The sequence below is a fragment of the Solidesulfovibrio sp. C21 genome (assembly GCF_047785625.1).
In the GTDB taxonomy this organism is placed as follows: domain Bacteria; phylum Desulfobacterota; class Desulfovibrionia; order Desulfovibrionales; family Desulfovibrionaceae; genus Solidesulfovibrio.
This window is the reverse complement of sequence record NZ_JBLODY010000016.1, coordinates 15,951-33,167: the sequence shown is the minus strand read 5'-3', so window position 1 is coordinate 33,167 and position 17,217 is coordinate 15,951. Positions and strand designations below refer to the sequence as shown.

Annotated in this window: 13 protein-coding genes; 4 read left to right on the top strand and 9 right to left on the bottom strand. The window is 65.6% G+C overall.

Features of this window, described 5'->3' with window-relative positions:
- Positions 1-149: 149 nt before the first annotated feature.
- From ACMZ6R_RS07295 to ACMZ6R_RS07275, 5 genes are all read right to left on the bottom strand, one after another.
- Positions 150-1,787 (bottom strand): phosphate signaling complex PhoU family protein, encoded by a 1,638-nt coding sequence (locus ACMZ6R_RS07295; protein WP_416110255.1) that lies wholly within the window; start codon positions 1,785-1,787, stop codon positions 150-152.
- A 22-nt stretch (positions 1,788-1,809) separates the two neighbouring features.
- Positions 1,810-2,094 carry an amphi-Trp domain-containing protein gene (locus ACMZ6R_RS07290; RefSeq protein WP_416110254.1) on the bottom strand — a complete coding sequence of 95 codons (285 nt, stop codon included), beginning with the start codon at positions 2,092-2,094 and terminating at the stop codon, positions 1,810-1,812.
- 240 nt (positions 2,095-2,334) lie between these two features.
- The gene (locus ACMZ6R_RS07285; protein WP_416110253.1) at positions 2,335-3,540 is read right to left on the bottom strand and encodes a hypothetical protein; all 1,206 of its coding nucleotides are present in this window, start codon (positions 3,538-3,540) and stop codon (positions 2,335-2,337) included.
- Entirely contained in the window at positions 3,533-4,132 is a 600-nt protein-coding gene (locus ACMZ6R_RS07280; protein ID WP_416110252.1) for a GAK system XXXCH domain-containing protein, read from the bottom strand. The genes ACMZ6R_RS07285 and ACMZ6R_RS07280 overlap by 8 nt, the downstream gene beginning before the upstream one ends.
- A 156-nt stretch (positions 4,133-4,288) precedes the next feature.
- Positions 4,289-7,498 (bottom strand): ATP-binding protein, encoded by a 3,210-nt coding sequence (locus ACMZ6R_RS07275; protein WP_416110251.1) that lies wholly within the window; start codon positions 7,496-7,498, stop codon positions 4,289-4,291.
- A 221-nt stretch (positions 7,499-7,719) separates the two neighbouring features.
- Between ACMZ6R_RS07275 and ACMZ6R_RS07270 the strand changes: the two genes are divergently transcribed.
- Complete coding sequence (locus ACMZ6R_RS07270) at positions 7,720-9,549, top strand: hypothetical protein (protein WP_416110250.1); 1,830 nt, start codon at positions 7,720-7,722, stop codon at positions 9,547-9,549.
- 63 nt (positions 9,550-9,612) lie between these two features.
- On the opposite strand, the gene ACMZ6R_RS07265 is transcribed toward ACMZ6R_RS07270, so the two are convergent.
- From ACMZ6R_RS07265 to ACMZ6R_RS07250, 4 genes are all read right to left on the bottom strand, one after another.
- On the bottom strand, positions 9,613-10,821 hold the full coding sequence (locus ACMZ6R_RS07265; RefSeq protein ID WP_416110249.1) for a PhoH family protein: 1,209 nt from the start codon (positions 10,819-10,821) through the stop codon (positions 9,613-9,615).
- Between the two features lie 301 nt (positions 10,822-11,122).
- Positions 11,123-12,001 (bottom strand): phosphate ABC transporter permease PstA, encoded by an 879-nt coding sequence (pstA, locus tag ACMZ6R_RS07260; RefSeq protein WP_416110248.1) that lies wholly within the window; start codon positions 11,999-12,001, stop codon positions 11,123-11,125.
- 56 nt (positions 12,002-12,057) lie between these two features.
- The gene (gene pstC, locus ACMZ6R_RS07255) at positions 12,058-12,951 is read right to left on the bottom strand and encodes a phosphate ABC transporter permease subunit PstC (protein WP_416110247.1); all 894 of its coding nucleotides are present in this window, start codon (positions 12,949-12,951) and stop codon (positions 12,058-12,060) included.
- A 78-nt stretch (positions 12,952-13,029) separates the two neighbouring features.
- Positions 13,030-13,833 (bottom strand): PstS family phosphate ABC transporter substrate-binding protein, encoded by an 804-nt coding sequence (locus ACMZ6R_RS07250; RefSeq protein ID WP_416110246.1) that lies wholly within the window; start codon positions 13,831-13,833, stop codon positions 13,030-13,032.
- A 331-nt stretch (positions 13,834-14,164) separates the two neighbouring features.
- On the opposite strand from ACMZ6R_RS07250, the gene rpe reads away from it, so the two are divergent.
- The 3 genes from rpe to ACMZ6R_RS07235 are packed head-to-tail and all read left to right on the top strand — an operon-like array spanning position 14,165 to position 17,182.
- The gene (gene rpe, locus ACMZ6R_RS07245; protein ID WP_416110245.1) at positions 14,165-14,839 is read left to right on the top strand and encodes a ribulose-phosphate 3-epimerase; all 675 of its coding nucleotides are present in this window, start codon (positions 14,165-14,167) and stop codon (positions 14,837-14,839) included.
- Positions 14,802-16,832 (top strand): ATP-binding protein, encoded by a 2,031-nt coding sequence (locus ACMZ6R_RS07240; RefSeq protein ID WP_416110244.1) that lies wholly within the window; start codon positions 14,802-14,804, stop codon positions 16,830-16,832. Before rpe ends, ACMZ6R_RS07240 begins: the two co-directional genes overlap by 38 nt.
- Positions 16,829-17,182: an Hpt domain-containing protein gene (locus ACMZ6R_RS07235; protein WP_416110243.1), complete on the top strand. Its 354-nt coding sequence runs from the start codon at positions 16,829-16,831 to the stop codon at positions 17,180-17,182. Before ACMZ6R_RS07240 ends, ACMZ6R_RS07235 begins: the two co-directional genes overlap by 4 nt.
- Positions 17,183-17,217: the final 35 nt, after the last annotated feature.

Here is a 17,217-nt window from a genome sequence, read left to right as displayed (position 1 = left end):
GGGCCCCCTTTCCCAAGACTTTCAACGAAGACAAATGGTTATCCGAACGACATTTGCAATGGGAGGAAGTTTAGGAAGGGGAGAGCGCGAGAGGGGAGAACCCTTTTCAAAGGGTTTCCCCTCTCGCACTTTTCTCTCCCTACTTCCCCTCAATAGACCAGCACAGCGTCGGGGAAGGTAAGTTCTTCGAAGGGGCGGCCGGCGTGGCCGGCGGCGCGGGTGAGCAGGTACACGCCGCGCAGGAACAGTTCCTGGGCAAAGGGCCGGTTCATTTCGAACCGGGCCGAGGTGGCCAGGGCCCGGGCCACGCCGAAAACCAGGCGCGCCTCGAAGAGCGCATCGCCCTGCTCGGCGGCGAATCCCCGGGCGAATTCCAGAAACCGCCGCATGACCAGCCACAGCCGGTCCCGAAGCGCCGTCTCGAACACGGGCAGGCGGAAATTGGAGGCCAGAAACACGGCCGTGTCCTGGACGTAATCCCCGTCCCGGGAGCGGTGCAGGTCGATGTAGTGGATGCGCTGGGCGGTGTGGTCGTAGACGATGTTGTTGAGGTTGAAATCGCCGTGCAGGAACACGCGAAACGGGGCGGCAAGGCCCGCTTCGGCATCCTCGGCGGCGGCGAGCAACTCGGACAGGCCCGGAATGTCCACGCCGCAAAAACGCCTGGGCGTGGCGGCGAAGCCGGGATATAGGCGAAAGACGTCGTCCAGGCGGGCGCGCATCTGGCCCATGAAATCCGGGGTCACGGGCTGGCGGGAGAGGGTCTGCTCCCAGATGCCGCCCACGGTCTGGGTGACCAGGAAGCAGGCGTTTTCCACCACTTCCCGGTCGGCGGTCAGCACCACTTCCTGGAGGTTGCAGCCGCCCAGGTACTCGAGCAGCATGGAAGCCGAGTCGCCGTCGGTCTGAAAGGCCTGGATGTGGGGCGGAAGTCCCGGCAGAAGCCGCTGCCAGTGCTCGATATTCTCCTTTTCCTTGGCCAACTTGTCCGCGTTGCCCTCCTTGAAGAGCACCCCCTTGGAGCGCGAGCCGTGCTCCTCCTGGACCCGGCCGATACGGCAGCCCGAACGCGTGCCCCAGATGGAGCTGAAATCGCCGGCGGAAAGCGGGACGTCCTCGCCCTCGTGCCCCAGGGAATCCTGCAGGGCCTGGTACTGGTGGATCTTGAGCTTTTCGCCGAGGGCGGCAAAAATGACGGCCTCGCCGATATTGAGCAGGGCGTCGCCCATGCGCTCGAGATAGCGGAAGATATTGAAGCTCGAGATGGCGTTTTCCGGCGATTCCCCCCGGCGCAGGTCGGCCAGGATGGCGTCGAAAGCGGTTTTGAAGCGGTCGTCGAGGGAGAATTCCGCCCGGCAGATATTGAGCGCCAGACGCACGTCCTGGCGGGTGAGCGCCGGGTAGACCAGCCCGAGGGCCTTGTCCACGTCCACAAAGGGGTCGCGATAGTCGTAGCGCCGGATAAAATTGGGATCGGTCAGGTACTGGACCTGGGAGACGATGTTGACGGCGTAGTCGGCGATGCGTTCGAGGTTGATGTTGATGATGTTGGCGGCGCGCACCAGGTCCAGGGTGCGCTTGTTGTTGTCGCGCGAACCGTGGATGCGGCCCCAGCAGGCGTTCTCGATGACGCTTTTGAGATTGTCGATGTAGTCGTCGCGGCTTTCGATGCGCTTGATGCGCGCCGGGTCCGGCCGCTCGACCACCAGCAAGGCGCTTGAGACCTGCTTGGACACCTCAAGCACCATGAAACGAAAATTCTCCTCGATACCTTCCAGAATCCGCATGCAAACGCCCCCCGTCGGCCTATCAGGAATCCGACGCGCCCGGGGCGATGGTCAGGCCCCCGTCCACCTCGCTTTCCCCGTCGTTCTCGCGCCAGGAGAACTTGAGGTTGAGCTTCATGCGCCCGCCCATGGACTTGGCCTCGACCACGAAGCCGATGACGCCGCCCGGATGCAGGCAAACCTCGCCCTCGCGGCTGGAAAAGTGCAACTCGCCGGCGGCGAAACCGGCCGTCATCGCCTCCATGTAGCGCCTAAGCGTCTCGGCATCCTGCACGGACTCGTATTTGAACCGGGATTCCTTATCCACGCCGCCCCTCCTTGCCGTCCGGACAGTCCCACGAAACCGGGGCGGCCCGACGAAAATCCAGCTTTCCAACATACCGGAACAATTGCAAGAGGGGATTGGCGAAAGTCGCGCCGCCGCCTCCCGGAGCCTGTTCGCCCGCGTCGTGCCCTCGCAATGCGCGCCACCCCATTTCAAGGGTAACACACTTGAATACTTATCTCTTTTTTTTAAAGACGCACGGATTTCCGCGGAAACGCGCCTCTACGGTTGCCCGAGCCTCGATCGGTACTCTTCTATGATCTTGCGCCGGCTCACGCCGTTGATGATGAGGCTCTTGCGGATGGCGAAGTCGTGCCAGGCCGGCTGGAGGCCGATTTCCCGGGCCGCCTTCTCCGAATCCTGCTCCTCCGGCGGTCGGGTTTTCTCGCCCATATGGCAGTCGTCGCCCATGAAAATGAGCAGCGGATGCTTGCCGTGCCAGCCCATGCGGTTGCGGCGATTGACCACGTTGATCAAAAATTCGGTGTACTGCTGAGACTGGGGATTCCAGACCTCGATGCCGTCCACGTCGTAGTCGGCCAGCAAGATGGGCCAGAACTGCTCCGGGTGGGGGATGACGATGCCGGCCCCAAGCGACCGGGCTTCTTCGATGATTTCCGAGGCCCGATAGAAATAGGACAGGGAAAAGGCTTCCTTGACCAGATCCTTGACGGCCTTGGCGTAGACCTGGGCCCGGTTGATAATCCGGTCGCCGAAGCGGCAGCGCAGGGCGTCGAGAAAATTGCGCACGAGCTTGTTCTTGTAGGCGTCTTCGGGCATGTCGCCTTCGTGGAGCAGCAGCAGGGCCTTGATCTTGGCGGCCTGGATGCGCACGAATTCCACCATCTCCTCGTCGGAGTTGGTGCGGCCGGCCGCGACTTGCCGGCGCTGTTCCCCGGCCGGTTCGGCCAGGGCGTCGACGTACTCGAAAAGCTGGGAGGCCCGGTACCGGTGGGTGTGGCGCAGCATGGAGGACAGGACCTCGGCCCGCTCAAAGTCGAGACCCTTGAAATGGAGCAACAGCTGCACCTTGCGGTTGAACCCGCTGGAATAGCAGTCCACCTCCACGCCCTGGTAACCGTCGTATTCCAGGAACACATTGTGCTGGGTGGGGATGATGAGCTCGTCCGCCCGGCCGGGATAGAGGTTGTCGATGCGCTTTTTGAGCAGCTCCAGGGGCACGTGCTCGGGATGCCAGTGGGTGGCCAGCACGTATTCCTGGCGGGGATAGGTGCGCGACGGATTGACGATGCGGTCCACCTGCTCCGGGGACAGGCGCGTGTCGTTGATGCGGGCGAACACCGCTTCGTCCTCCTCGGTCACCTCCCGGCCCACCCGGGACAGGTCGATTTCCACGCAACGGAGCTCTTCCGGCCCCGGATTGCCGCTGCAACCGGTCGCGGCCGATACGGTGGGTGAATCAGGCATGGCGGCTGTGACACTCCTTTTTCATGCGATCAAGCGCGGCCACCGAGGCGGTCATGGCCTCGAGATCCCCGGCGGCGGCCGCGGCCTCCAGCCGGTCCACCTCTGCGTCGTAGGCCGGATAGAACGCGTCGCCCTTGCCGGGATAGGAGGTCATGAGCCGGCTGTCGGCAATGAACCCCGCCATGCTCTCGGCATCCGGGACCAGTCCCGCCCGCAGCGCGGTCACGATGGCCTTGAAATACTGCTTCATGCGTTTTTTGAGGCCCTTGTATTTGGGCCTGCCCCCGGGCTCCACGGTCTCGGGCACTCCGGCCATGGCTGCCTCGCGGGCCGCATCCTCGGCGTCCACCCCGGCCGGGGTCGGCAGCGCGGCCAGGCCCAGGGCCGGATATTTGAGGCTGACCTTGAGCAGGGACGACGCGCCGAGGTGCTTGATGGCGATCTTGAGGCTCGTGAAGTCCTCCAGGGGGAAAACCTCGCCATCGATGACCAGATTGCCTTCGGCGGCCTGGGCCGTCAGGTCGGTCAGGGCGGCCAGGGCTTCGACCCGGGGCAGAACCAACTCGAATTTGCGCTTGCGCGATGCGGACATTGTGCGGTTCTCCTTGCGGCAGCGGCCCCTTGCCGGGCGGGACTTGCCACCTGCTGCACGACATTTCTATGCTAGGTGAATTACAGTTTGATGGCAAAAGGCGGCCGGGCCCCGACCCCGCCGCTCCGAAGCGCCGGCCGCGCCGTCCGCCGCGTCTCAGGTACGCGGGCCAAGCGCCCGCGTAAGGGCTCGCTCCAGGCTTTGGCGCTCCACCGGCTTGGCGATGTAGTCGTCCATGCCGGCGGCCTTGCACTTCTCCCGGTCCCCGCCCATGGCGTAGGCGGTCATGGCCACGATGGGCAGGTCGGCGTGCCCGGCCCGGCGGATGCGCCGGGTGGCTTCCAGGCCGCTTAGGATCGGCATCTGAATATCCATGAACACGCAGTCGAAACGTGCCCGGGCCACGGCCTCCACCGCCTGCTTCCCGTCGCCGGCCAGTTCCACCACGCAGCCCATTTTCTCGAGCAGCCCCTTGGCCGCCAGCCGGCTGACCTGGTCGTCCTCGACCACGAGCACCCGGTAGGCGCCCAGTGCCGCAGGCGGCCCGGCCTCGGGCGCATCGACGGGGGCATGCTCCCCGTGCGGCAGCGCGAACGGCAGCATGAGCCAGACGGTGGTGCCCACGCCGACTTCGCTTTCTATGGTCAGCGAACCGCCCATAAGCCGCGTCAGCTCCCGGCAGATGGCAAGCCCGAGCCCCGCCCCCTGCTGCTCGCGGGTATAGGAGGTTTCCACCTGGGTGAAGGCTTCCCCCACGGTGTCGAGCTTGTCGTCGGGGATGCCCACCCCGGTGTCGGAAATGGCGAAAAGCAGGCGCGCCCGCCCGTCCGGCAACGGGAGCAGGTCCCACCCCTCCACCAGCACTTCGCCGACGGCGGAGAACTTCATGGCATTGCCGACGAGGTTGAAAAGAATCTGCCGCAGCCGCGTCTCGTCGCCGCTGACGATCCGGGGCAGGTCCGGGTCGGGCCGGCAGACGAGCGGCAGCCCCTTTTCCAGGGACAGCGGGGCAAAGGTTTCGGTGATGGCGGCGAACACGTCGGCCAGTCGAAAGGGGGCAACGTGCAGGGTCAGACGCGCGGCCTCGATGCGGGACAGATCGAGGATGTCGCCCAAAAGCCTGGTCAGCCGGCCGCCGGAACGGATGGCCATTTCGGCGTACTGGCGCTGCTCGGCATCGAGTTCCGTGGTCTTGAGCAACTGCATCATGCCCATCAGGCCGTTTAAGGGCGTCCTGATCTCGTGGCTCATGTTGGCCAGAAACGTGGTTTTGGCCAGGTTTGCGGCCTCGGCCCGGCTGGCCAGGAGTTTCGCCTGCTCGGCCGCCTGCGCCAACTCGTCCCGGGAGAGCAGCAACGCCTCCTCGGCGCGCTTGCGGCGGTCGATGTCCTCGACCACGGCGATGAAGTAGTCAGGTCGCCCGGCCGCATCCCGGACCAGGGCCACGGTCAGGTTGACCCACACGAGGGAGCCGTCCTTGCGGATGTAGCGTTTTTCCCGGCTATAGGTGTCGATATCCCCGGCCAGCACCTGCCGCACCAGGGCCATGTCGGCAGCGAGGTCGTCCGGGTGGGTGATGTGCTGAAAGGTCATGCCGAGCAGTTCATCGCAGGTGTACCCCACGATAGCGCACAGTTTGCTGTTGACCCGCAGCCAGCGCCCGTCCGGACCGACCAGGGCGAGGCCCAAGGCCGCCAATTCGAAGGTGGCCTGGAAACGCCGCTCGCTGGCGCCGAGGTCCTGGGCATGGCGGCCCGTATCCGCCAGCAGACGGCCGATGCGGGCGAGCAACTCCTCGGCGTCGAAGGGCTTGACCAGATAGTCCTGGACACGTTCGGCAATGAGCCGGCGGCGCAGGGCGTCATCGGCCTTGGCCGTGAGCATGACCACGGGCACCTTGTCCAGGGCCGGGTCGCGGCGCAGTTCGCGCACCATGTCCGTGCCGCTCAGTTCCGGCATCATCACGTCCGAAACGATCAGGTCCGGGTGGTGGGCCTTGGCGGCGGCAAGCCCTTCCCGGCCGTTTACGGCCGCAAGCGTCCGGTAGCGGTCGCCGAGGATATCGAGCAGGTAGTCGCGCATGTCCGCATTGTCCTCGATGACAAGGACAAGGGGCGCCCCGTCCCTGCCCCCGGGGCGACATCCGGGGGAGACGGCGGGGGCGGCGAGGACGGGGTGATAGGGTTCGACGCGGCCGTTGTCCGGGGCGTCGTGGACCGTGACCCCGGCCGGAGCGGCCGCGGGCAGGGTGACGGTGAAGGCGGCCCCGCCGACCGGATTCGTCGTCAGGGACACATCGCCGCCGTGGAGCATGGCGAACTCCTTGGCGATGGCCAGCCCGAGCCCGGTGCCGCCGTGGGGGCGGTCCTCGCCGGCCTCGAGCTGGCGGAAACGTTCGAAGACCACCTGGCGCTGGTCCTCGGGGATGCCCGGACCGTCATCGGCCACGGTCAGGCGCAGCATGCCGTCCGTTTGTTCCAGGCGGACTTCCACATGCCCGCCGTTCGGCGTGAACTTGAAGGCGTTGGACAGCAGATTTTGCAGGATGCGCCGGACCTTTTCGGCATCGACCTCGGCCGCAACCGCCCGGGGCGCGTCGACGGTGAGCAAAATGCCGCGCTCCAGGACCAGGGATTCGAAGCACGAGGCCATAAACCGCACCAGCCGGGCCATGTCGCAGCGCACGTACCGCAGTTCCATGCGCCCGGCGTCGAGCCGGGCCACATCGAGCAGGTCGGTCACGTGTTCGAGAAGCAACCGGGCATTTCGCTCCATGACGCGATAATCCCGCCGCGCCTCCAGGGAGGCATCCACTTCGGCCAGACGCTTGGCCAGGGAGCCCAGGATCAGGGTCAGGGGCGTGCGCAGCTCATGGCTCACATTGGCGAAAAAATTGGTTTTGAGCGCGTCGAGTTCCCGCGTCTGTTCATAGAGGCGGGTGATCTCCCCGTTGGCCGCGCGCAGGCGGTCGTTGGCCTCGCGCGAGGCGACCAGGGCCTTCTCGGCGGCCCGCCTGGCCCGGCCGAGACGGGCATGGGTCAGGCTGAAAAGCACGCCCATACCCACGAAGACCAACACGGAAACGAGGCTGACCGAGCTTCCCACCCGAAAGGAATAATACGGGGCCACGAAGCAAAGCCCGAGCACGGCCGATTCCGCTGTGGCGACCAGCCCGCCGGCCATTCCCCCGATCTGCGAACTGAAAAACACGGCCGGAAAAAAAAGAATCCAGCCAAAAGGCGCCAGCGCGGACCACAGCAGCCACTGCAACACGAACGCGACGGCAGGCAGGGAAATGGCCAGGATGAAGCAGGATGGCGAGCAGCCGAACACAAGCTGTTTTTTCATGGCATGACGGTCTGTCAAGGCCCCGTCTCCTCCTTTTGGGGTCGCGTGCGAGGCAGCGGGAGGGTCGCCGGGAACAAGCGCCCATGCGCAACGGAAAATTCACCAGTTACACGACTGATACACGCAATGCGCCTCCGGTTGCAAGGGGCGGGGCTTTTCGCGCGCCTCTTTCCGGGGAAGACTGCGCACCGGCAGCGGCTTTTGTTTCGGCCCGTTCCGGTCTATACGTCCCGCTTACCGTGAAACGCTCCCCTCCATGCCCCGATACGGCGGCACGTCTGCTGGCCCTTGGCTGTTGCGCCCTGGCCGCGATCTTCATCGCCCGCCAATGGGGGAGTTTCGGCGACATCCAGATCGATTTCGGCCGCGAACTCTACATTCCCTGGCAGCTGGCCCAGGGCCGCGTGCTCTACCGCGACGTCGCCTCGTTCAACGGGCCCCTGTCGCCTTATTGCAATGCCCTGGTCTTTGCCCTTTTTTCGCCGACGCGCACGACGCTGCTGGCGACCAACCTCGCCGTGTTGGCGGCCACGCTCCTTTTCCTGTGGAAAACGGTCCGGGCGCTGGCCGGACCGTGGGCCGCCCTGGCCGCCCTGGCCTATTTCCTGGCCACGACCGGCTGCAACATGGTCACGCCCCTGGCCAACTACAGCAGCGTCGCCCCCTATTCCCACGAGATCACCCACGCCATGCTGCTGCTCTATGCCGGCATCTGGGTGCTGCTGCTTTTTGCCCGCGCCCCCTCGAAAGGGCTGGGCGCGACCCTTGGCCTGCTTGTCGGCGGCTGTCTTTTGACCAAGCCGGAATGCGCCCTGGCCGGGTTGATCGGCCTTGGCGGCGGCATGGCGGCGGCTCTCGCCGCAAGCGGCCTGCCCCGGCGGCAAAAGGCCGTGCTGGCGGCTTTCGGCATCGCCGGCGCGGCCCTGCCCATGGCACTGGCCGTGGCGGCGCTGTCGACGGCCATGCCGGCCGGCGAAGCCCTGGCAAACGTCACCCGCATGTGGCGCATGCTGGCCATGCCGGAAATCACGCATCTGCCGTTTTTCAAGGTCGTAACCGGGCTTGGCGACATTCGCGGCAACCTGGCGCAGGCCGGCTGGTCGCTCGTGTTGCAGGCCGTCCTGGCCGGCTATCTGGCCTGTCTGGCCCTGACGCGCACCGCCTTTGACCGCCTGCCCGGCCTTGTTGCGGCCGTTTTGCCCGTTTTCCTCCTGGCGTTGACCTATTTCCTGCTGCCCTTTCCGGTCCAAAGCAGGGCCATCTTGCTCCTGCCCCGCTGCTGGCCGCTGCTTTTGCCCCTGGCCGCGCTGGTTCTCGCGATCCGCCTGCCCCGTCTCCCCGCCGCGTCGCGTCCGGCCGGCGTGGCCGGGCTCGGGCTGTGTCTGGTGGCCGGGGCGCTGGCGGGCAAGATCGTGCTGCGCGCGGTGCCCTACCATTACGGCGCGCTGCTGCTGGGGCCGGCCGGGACTCTGTGGTGTTTGTGGCTGGTGGGATTTTTCCCGCGCCTTTTTAGGGACGCCTCCCGCCGCCGGGTCTGCGCCGCCTGCGCCGTGGCCGTCTGCATCCTGCTTCCCTGGCCCCTTGTCGCGCACGGAATCGCGCGGCTCGCCGCGCCGACGGCCACCGTGTCCTCGCCCCGGGGAACGCTGACAACCGACTTTCGCGGCCCGGCCATCGCCCAGACCCTGGCCTCTCTGCGCCAGGAGGCCAGGCCCGGCGACACCCTGGCCGTGCTGCCCGAAGGGGCCATGCTCAACTTCCTTTCCGGCCTGCCCAACCCGACGCCCTATATCGCGCTCATCCCGGGGGAATGGTATTCCTTCGGTCCGCGCCGCATCGAGGAAGCCTACCGGACCCATCCCCCGACCTGGGTCATTTTCCTCGACCGCTCCATGGCCGAATACGGCTTCCCCACGCTTTGCGCCGGCTACGGTGCGGCCCTGTGCCGTTTTTTCGCGGCCCATTACACCGAGGCCGCCCAATTTGGGCCGATTGCGGACCGGGAACCGGGAGCCGCCGTGGTGCGGCTGTTGCGCCGCAAGCCAGCGCCCGCCGACAAGGCGGACTGAGGCGGCCAGCAAAAAGGGCGACCGACCGGCCGCCCTTTTCCTTTCAACGCCTTTCGGCCCAGGCTACAATTTCGACTTGAGCACCATGTCCGTGATGGGGCCGCGCGAACGTTCGCCCTTGAGCACGATGTGGGCGTAGTTGGGGAACCCCTTGAACTTGCGCACGATCCAGTTGAGCCCGTTGTTGGCCTCGTTGAGATAGGGGTTGTCGACCTGCGAGGTGTCGCCGAGCACCACGCACTTGACACCCTCGCCCATGCGGGTGAGCACCGCCCGCACCTCGGTGCGCGACAGGTTTTGGGCCTCGTCGATGATGACGAAGGCGTTTTCGATGTTCATGCCGCGCACAAAGGCCAGGGGCAGGATCTCGAATTTTTTCGGGTTGATGCGCAGCATTTCGTCGTTGGGGTTGAGAAACACCTTGTTGGCCGCCCGGCAGCGGTGGAGCTTGACCAGCAGGTCGAAGACGTACTTCATGTACGGCTCCATCTTTTCGGTCACGTCGCCCGGCAGGTAGCCGAGCTTGGCCCCGATCTCGATGGTGGGCTTGAGCACGAAAATCTTCTCGTACTGCTTTTTCTCCTGCACCGCGAAAAGCGCCGCCGCCAGCGCCAGAAAGGTCTTGCCGTAACCGGCCTCGCTCTGGATGGACACCAGGTCGATGTGCTGGGACATGATCAGTTCCAGGGCCAGATTCTGGTAGACGGTGCGCGGCCGCACGTTCCAGACGTCGCAGGTGTAGTTGACGATCCTTTCGCCGTCCGGCGCGTGGAGCACGGGCTTGCCGTCGCGCCAGGTGAAGCAGTTGGGGACGAGCGCCTCGCCCTCCTCGACAAATCCCGTAAAGCGCTGGGACTCGGACTCGAAGGGCTTGGAATCGCGCAGCTCCTCGCTTTTGATGCCGCGAAGCTCGGCCTGGAGCTTCAAGATACGGTCGTTGGTCACGAGCACCGGGTCCTCGATGGTCGAGGCCTGGATCTCGTCGAGGATATGGTTGTCGACGATATCGGTGAACGCGGAATGGCTTTTGTCGTTCTGAATGAAGTGGATATGCTCCCGGTGGTCGCTTAGGACCTGGATGACGTTGGCCACGATGTGGCGCAGTTTGGGGGTTTTCTTTAAGCCTTCAAGCTCCATGAGCACGTGGTAGGGAATGTGGATGGCGTTTTCCACGCCGTTTCGCAGCCGCAGCACGCTTTCCGGGTTTTCGATCAGAACGTTGGTGTCGAGCACGTAATTCTTGCGTCCCGGTCCCTGCACCTGTTGCGTCATGCCTGTCCTCCCTGGACCCAGCCTACGGCGTCGGCCACGCCGCGGACAGCCGCGACCATTTCGCCAACGCCCGTTTGCCGCGCGCCTTCTCCCTTGCGGCGCGGTCCCCGAAGCCGGCCTCCGGCTCCCGGGAACGCCCCCGCGCGGCGTCCAAAAGCAAAAGGCGGCGCGACGCACGATGCGCCACGCCGCCTTTTCAGCTCGATGTTGTTCCCTGCCTGCGGCAAATCTGCTCCCGATACGGCCCCAAAAGCCCTTGTGCCAAGCGCCTGCGAAGCTGCCGCCTCCTCCCCTGCCCGGATCAGCGCTTTTTTTGCAGCTTGGCCCGGTAGAGGATGGCCCCCAGGTTCATGCCGAGCACCAGCACGATCAGCACCAGCGCCGTGCCGTATTGCAGGGGCCTTGTCTTGTCGATCTCGGTGCCGGCCGTGGCCAGGACGTAGATGTGATACGGCAGGGCCATGACCGGGTCGGTGATGTGGGTCGGCAGGTACGGCGTGAAAAAGACCGAGGCCGTGAACATGATGGCCGCGGTTTCGCCGGCCACCCGGGAAAGGCCCAGGATGGCCCCGGTCAGCATGCCCGGCATGGCCGCCGGCAGCACCACCAGCCGGATGGTCTGCCACTTGGTGGCCCCAAGGCCGAGCGAGGCCTCGCGGTAGGTCTGGGGCACGGACTTGAGCGCCTCCTCGGCCGTGCCGATGATCACCGGCAAGACCAGGATGGACAGCGTCAGGATGCCCGAGAGCAGGCTTACGCCGAGCCCGAAAAAGGTCACGAAAAAGGCCAGGCCGAAAAGGCCGAACACCACCGAAGGCACACCGGCCAGATTGTTGATGCCAAGGCGGATGAGCCGCAGCGTCCGGCCGGGGGTGGCGTATTCGTTGAGGTAGACGGCCGAGGCCACGCCCAGGGGAAAGGCCACGGCCATGGTGCCGAGGCTCAGGTAGATGGTGCCGAGGATGCAGGGCAGGATGCCGCCGGCGGTCATGGAGTCGCGCGGCATCTCGGTAAGGAAGCTCCAGGAGATGGCCGGCAGGCCCTTGACCAACAAAAAGCCGCAGATAAGGACCAGGGCGGCCATGTTGACCAGCGAAGACATGCCGAACACGCCCCACATGATCTTCTGGGTGCGGTGGCGGCGGGTGAGGCCGGCGCGGGTGATGGCGTTGGCGTTCATGTTGGCGCTCCTTGGCGACTTACGTTGCGGCCTTTGCAAAATACACGGGCGCGTCCCTACAGGGTGGCCGCGCCGACCTGCTTGTGCTTTTCGGCCACGTAGCTGGCCACGAGGTTAAAGGCCAGCGTGAAAACGAAAAGAACGATGCCGATGGCGAAAAGCGCCCGGTAGTGGTTGCCGCGAAAGGCCGCTTCGGCCATTTCCGCGGCGATGCTCGACGGCATGGGCCGCACGGGCGAAAAAATGGAGGTGGGGATGATCGCCGCGCCGCCGGCCACCATGAGCACGACCATGGTCTCGCCGATGGCCCGGGACATGCCGAGCATGACCGCCGTGGAAATGCCCGACAGCGAAGCCGGCAGCACCACCTTGGTGATGGTCTCGAAATGGGTGGCGCCCAGCGCCAGCGAAGCTTCCTTGAGCTCGCGGGGCACGGAGTAGATCGCGTCCTCGGACACCGAGCAGATGGTGGGCACGGACATGAAGGCCAGCATGATGGAGGCGTTAAAGAGGTTGAGCCCCGTGGCCAGGTCGAAGGTGTCCTGCAGGTAGGGCGCAACCACCACCATGCCGAAAAAGCCAATGACCACCGAGGGCAGCGCGGCCAACAGCTCGACGATGGGCTTGAAAATGTCGCGGGTCTTGCGGCTGGCGATCTCGGCCAGATAGATGGCGGTCATGACCCCGAGCGGGATGGCGATGGCCGAGGACAGGGCCGTGACGGCGAGCGAGGCCACGATCAGGGGAAAGATGCCGAAGGCCGGCGGATCGGAGGTCGGGTACCACAGGGACCCGAACAGGAAGTCCGAGACCGATACCACGCCAAAAATCGGCAGGCCCTCCACGAACAGGTAGACCATGATGAGCGCCAGGGCCACGATGGAGGACAGGGCGGTCAGGAAAAAGACGTTGCGGACCAGATCGTCCTTGCCTTTGCGCGAAAGAGCCATGCGAGTTCTCCCGAGAGCGCGTCCCGGTCCCGACACCGGAACCGGGACGCGTAAATGGGCGTGTGTTAAACGATACGGCTAGCTGAGCGGCACGAAACCGACTTCCTTGACCAGCTTCTGGCCGTCGGGGCCGAGCAGGAAGTCGACCAGCCCCTTGGCCGCGCCGGAGGGAGCGCCGTTGGTGTAGATGTACAGGTCGCGGGATATGGGGTACTTCTTGGACTTGGCGGTCTCGGCGGTGGCCTTGACGCCGTCCACGGTCAGGGGCTTGGTGGAGGCGTCAAGATAGCCCAGGCCGACATAGCCGATGGCGTTCTTGTTCTTGCTGACGGCCTGGACCACGGCGCCGTTGGAAGCCTGCATCAGGGCGCCGGGGAACACGCGCTCCTTCTTCATGACCAGGTGCTCCCAGGTCTCGTAGGTGCCCGAGGAGGTGTCGCGGGAAATGACGACCACCGGACCCGCGCCGCCGAGGTCCTTCCAGGCGGTGATCTTGCCGGTATAGAGGTCCTTCAGCTGGGCCAGGGTGGCGGCCTCGAGCTTGTTGGCCGGGTTGACGATCGGGACGATGGCGTCGATGGCCACCACGGTCTGGACCGGATTCTCGCCCTTGCTCTTGGCCAGGTCGATTTCCTTCTGCTCCATGGCGCGCGAGGCCATGGCGATATCGGTGGAGCCGTCGATCAGGGACTTGATGCCGTTGCCCGAACCGCCGCCGGAAACGGAAATTTTCACATCCGGATGCGCCTTCATGTAGGCCTCGACGACCTTCTGCATGATGGGCAGGACGGTGGTGGAACCGTTGACCTTGATGGTGGTTTCGGCAAACGCGGTGGAGGCCACGAGCAGCAGCGCGGCTACGATACCAATAAGTTTTTTCATGAGAACCCTCCTAAATGGTTGTCGCGCCACGATTGGCGCGAAATGCCCCGGTCACGGGCGAAACCTATGGGCGGACTGTGACGGTTCGGTGACAAGGCCACGGAAAACGCGTGACGCAGCTTCTTGCCAGAATTCACAAATGATTCTCAAAGGTTGTATTTCCAGATTGTTACAAGGCCTTGGTGACGGCCCGCCTTGCCCGCCGCACCGGAAGACCGGGCGGCAAGCCGCTCCGAACGAGGCGGCTCCTTGACCGCGGGGCTTGGCCGGTCTATGAACCTATCATATACCTGGAACAGGAATTTTGACCACCCCTCCAGCCGGAGACGCCATGCCCGCACCGTTTATTCTTTCGCCTTCGCTGCTTTCCGCCGACTTCAGCCGGCTGGCCGACGAGCTGGCCGACCTGGAGGGTGCCGGCCTGGGCTGGGTCCACCTGGACGTCATGGATGGGCTGTTCGTGCCCAACATCACCTTCGGCCCGCCGATCATCGCCGCCCTGCGCCGCCGCAGCAAGCTGTACTTCGACACGCATCTCATGATCGAGCGGCCGGAGCGCTACTTGGCCGCCTTTCGCGAGGCCGGCTCGGACCTTATCTGCGTCCACGCCGAGGCCACGGTCCACCTGGAGCGCGTGGTCTCGGAAATCCGACGTCTCGGCGCCGCTCCGGGCGTGGCCCTCAATCCGGCCACGCCGCTTTCCCACGTTGAATACCTGCTGCCCCAGCTCGATCTGGTGTTGGTAATGACCGTCAACCCGGGATTCGGTGGCCAGTCCTTCATTCCGTTCTGTCTGGACAAGATCAAGGATCTCGCAACCATGCGCCGGGAACGCGACCTTTCCTTCCGCATCCAGGTGGACGGCGGCGTCTCCCCGGACAATACCGCCGCCCTGGTGGCGGCCGGCGCCGACGTGTTGGTGTCCGGGTCGGCCTTTTTCGGCCACCCCCCCTACAAGGAGCGCCTGGATGTCTTTCAGGCGGCGGCTGCGACCAGCCCCACCTAACCGGGATCGCCGGCCCGGCGGTTTTCACGCCGCGCGGCGCTCCCCCCTGCCCGTCGTACAGGCGGCCCCCGGCGACATGCCGGGCCGGCTCACGCGTCTGTCCTCCATTTTCGACGCCCTGGACCAGGGCATCGCCTTCGTTTCCCCCGAAGGCCTGGTCATGGAAATAAACGACCGCTACCTGGCCCTGCTCGGTCGCCCGGCCGAAGACATCCTCGGCCGGGGGCTGGCCGCCCTGGACCTGGAAACCGAGGATTACCAGGCCAGCGCCTTTCTGGACCTTTTCCGGCGCGGCGTGGCCCATGCACCGGTCTCCTTCGACCGCCGCCTGGGCGACCGGGACGTCACGGCCAAGCTCCAGCCCGTCTTCGACCAGGGCCGCCTGACCGGCCTGCTCGTGTCGCTCATCGACGTCACGCCGCTGGTCGAGGCCAGACTCTCGGTGGAGCGCGAAAGAAGCTTTCTCGAACAGGTCATCACCATCGCCGGCGCGGCCATCTGCATCGTCAACCGCGACGACGTGGTGGTCACCATAAACGACGAATTCACGGCCATTACCGGCTACAGTCGCGATCAGGCCCTCGGCCGCGACCGGGCCGGGCTGTTGCGGGAATCCCCGCCCTCGCCCAGCCCGGCCAACCCGGCCGCGCCCGGCAACGGGGCCGTGCAGAAACGTCAGTCCCAGATCCTGACCCGCGACGGCCAGCGGCTGACCATCCTCAAAAACGCCGCCCCCATCCTCGATGCCACGGGGACGCCCACCGGCGGCATCGAGTCCTTCGTCGACGTCTCGAACCTCATCCGGGCCCGGGTGGAAGCCGAGGAAGCCAGCCGCATGAAGTCGGCCTTCCTGGCCAACATGAGCCACGAGATCCGCACACCCTTAAACGCCATCCTGGGCCTGACCCAGATTCTGCGCAAAACCGGGCTGACCGACGAGCAGCGCGATTGCCTGGACACCATGCGCGCGGCCGGCGAAGGGCTGCTGGTCATTCTCGGCGACATTCTCGATTTCTCCCGCATGGAGGTCGGCCGCCTGGAAATCCGGCCCGCGCCCCTGGACCTCGAACGCCTGCTCGAGGAAACCCGCCGGGTCATGGAGCCGCTGGCCACGGAGCGCGGCCTGACCCTGGCCCTGGAGCACGACCCGGGACTGCCCCGGGTGCTGGTGTGCGATCCGGTGCGCCTCAAGCAGATCCTGCTCAACCTTATTTCCAACGCCATCAAGTTCACGCCCCAGGGGCGCGTGACCCTGACCGCCGGCCGGGCCCGGGAACCCTTCGCCTATGCAGGACCGGTGGCCGTGCAGTTTTCGGTGCGCGACACCGGGCCGGGCATCCCCGAGGGTATGCGGGAGCGCATTTTCGAGCCTTTTGTCCAGACCGACGAGACCATGGCCGGCAACCAGGGCGGCACGGGCCTGGGCCTTTCCATCTCCGACCGGCTCGTGCGGCTTCTCGGCGGCACGGGACTTTCGGTGACCAGCCAGCCGGGCAAGGGCAGCACGTTTTTTTTCACCCTGCGCCTGCCCGAGCCCGACACCGCCGCCGCGCCGCCGCCGACCGACGGCCCCCTGCCCCCGGCCCTGGACCTCGGCGGCCTGCGGGTGTTGGTGGCCGAGGACAACCCCTTCAACCGCTTCCTGCTCCAGAAAATTCTGGAAAAGCTCGGCGTGGGCCAGCAGACCTTCGCCGACAACGGCCTGGAAGCCCTGGACAAAATCCTGGCCGCCCGTGACGCCGACACGCCCTTCCACATCGTGTTCATGGACCTGCGCATGCCCGGCATCGACGGTCTGGAAGCCACGCGCCGGGCACGCGCGGCCGGTATCGACACCCCCATCGTGGCGCTGACGGCCCAAAGCTCGTCCGAGGACGCCGCGCGCTGCCGCGAGGCCGGCATGTCGGCCTTTTTTTCCAAGCCCTACCGCATCAACGACCTGGAAACAGTGCTCGTCAACCTCGTTTCCGAGCCCATGCCGGCGGCTAAATGACGCCCGACAACCGCCAGCAGGCCCGGGACTTCCTGGTCGGGACGCATCAACTCAGCCCGGCCGAGGCCGAGGAAGCCCTCGGCGTGGCCGCCGCGGTGCTGCGAACGGGGCTGTCGGGGCTGGCCGAGGCCATCCGGACAGGCGACGGGGCGCAGTGCGCCGAGCAGGCCCATGCGCTCAAGGGCAATCTGCTCAATCTCGGCCTGCCGGACTTGGCCGCCCTGGCCGCCCTGGCCATGGAACCGGCCCGGACAAATGATTTCGAGGCGATCCGGGAGATGGCAACCAACCTCACCAACGCCCTCGATTCGTTTTGGGAGCGGGGGCATGCGAGAGGGGGAACCCTTTGAAAAGGGTTGCCCCCTCTCGCGCTCTCCCCTTCCGA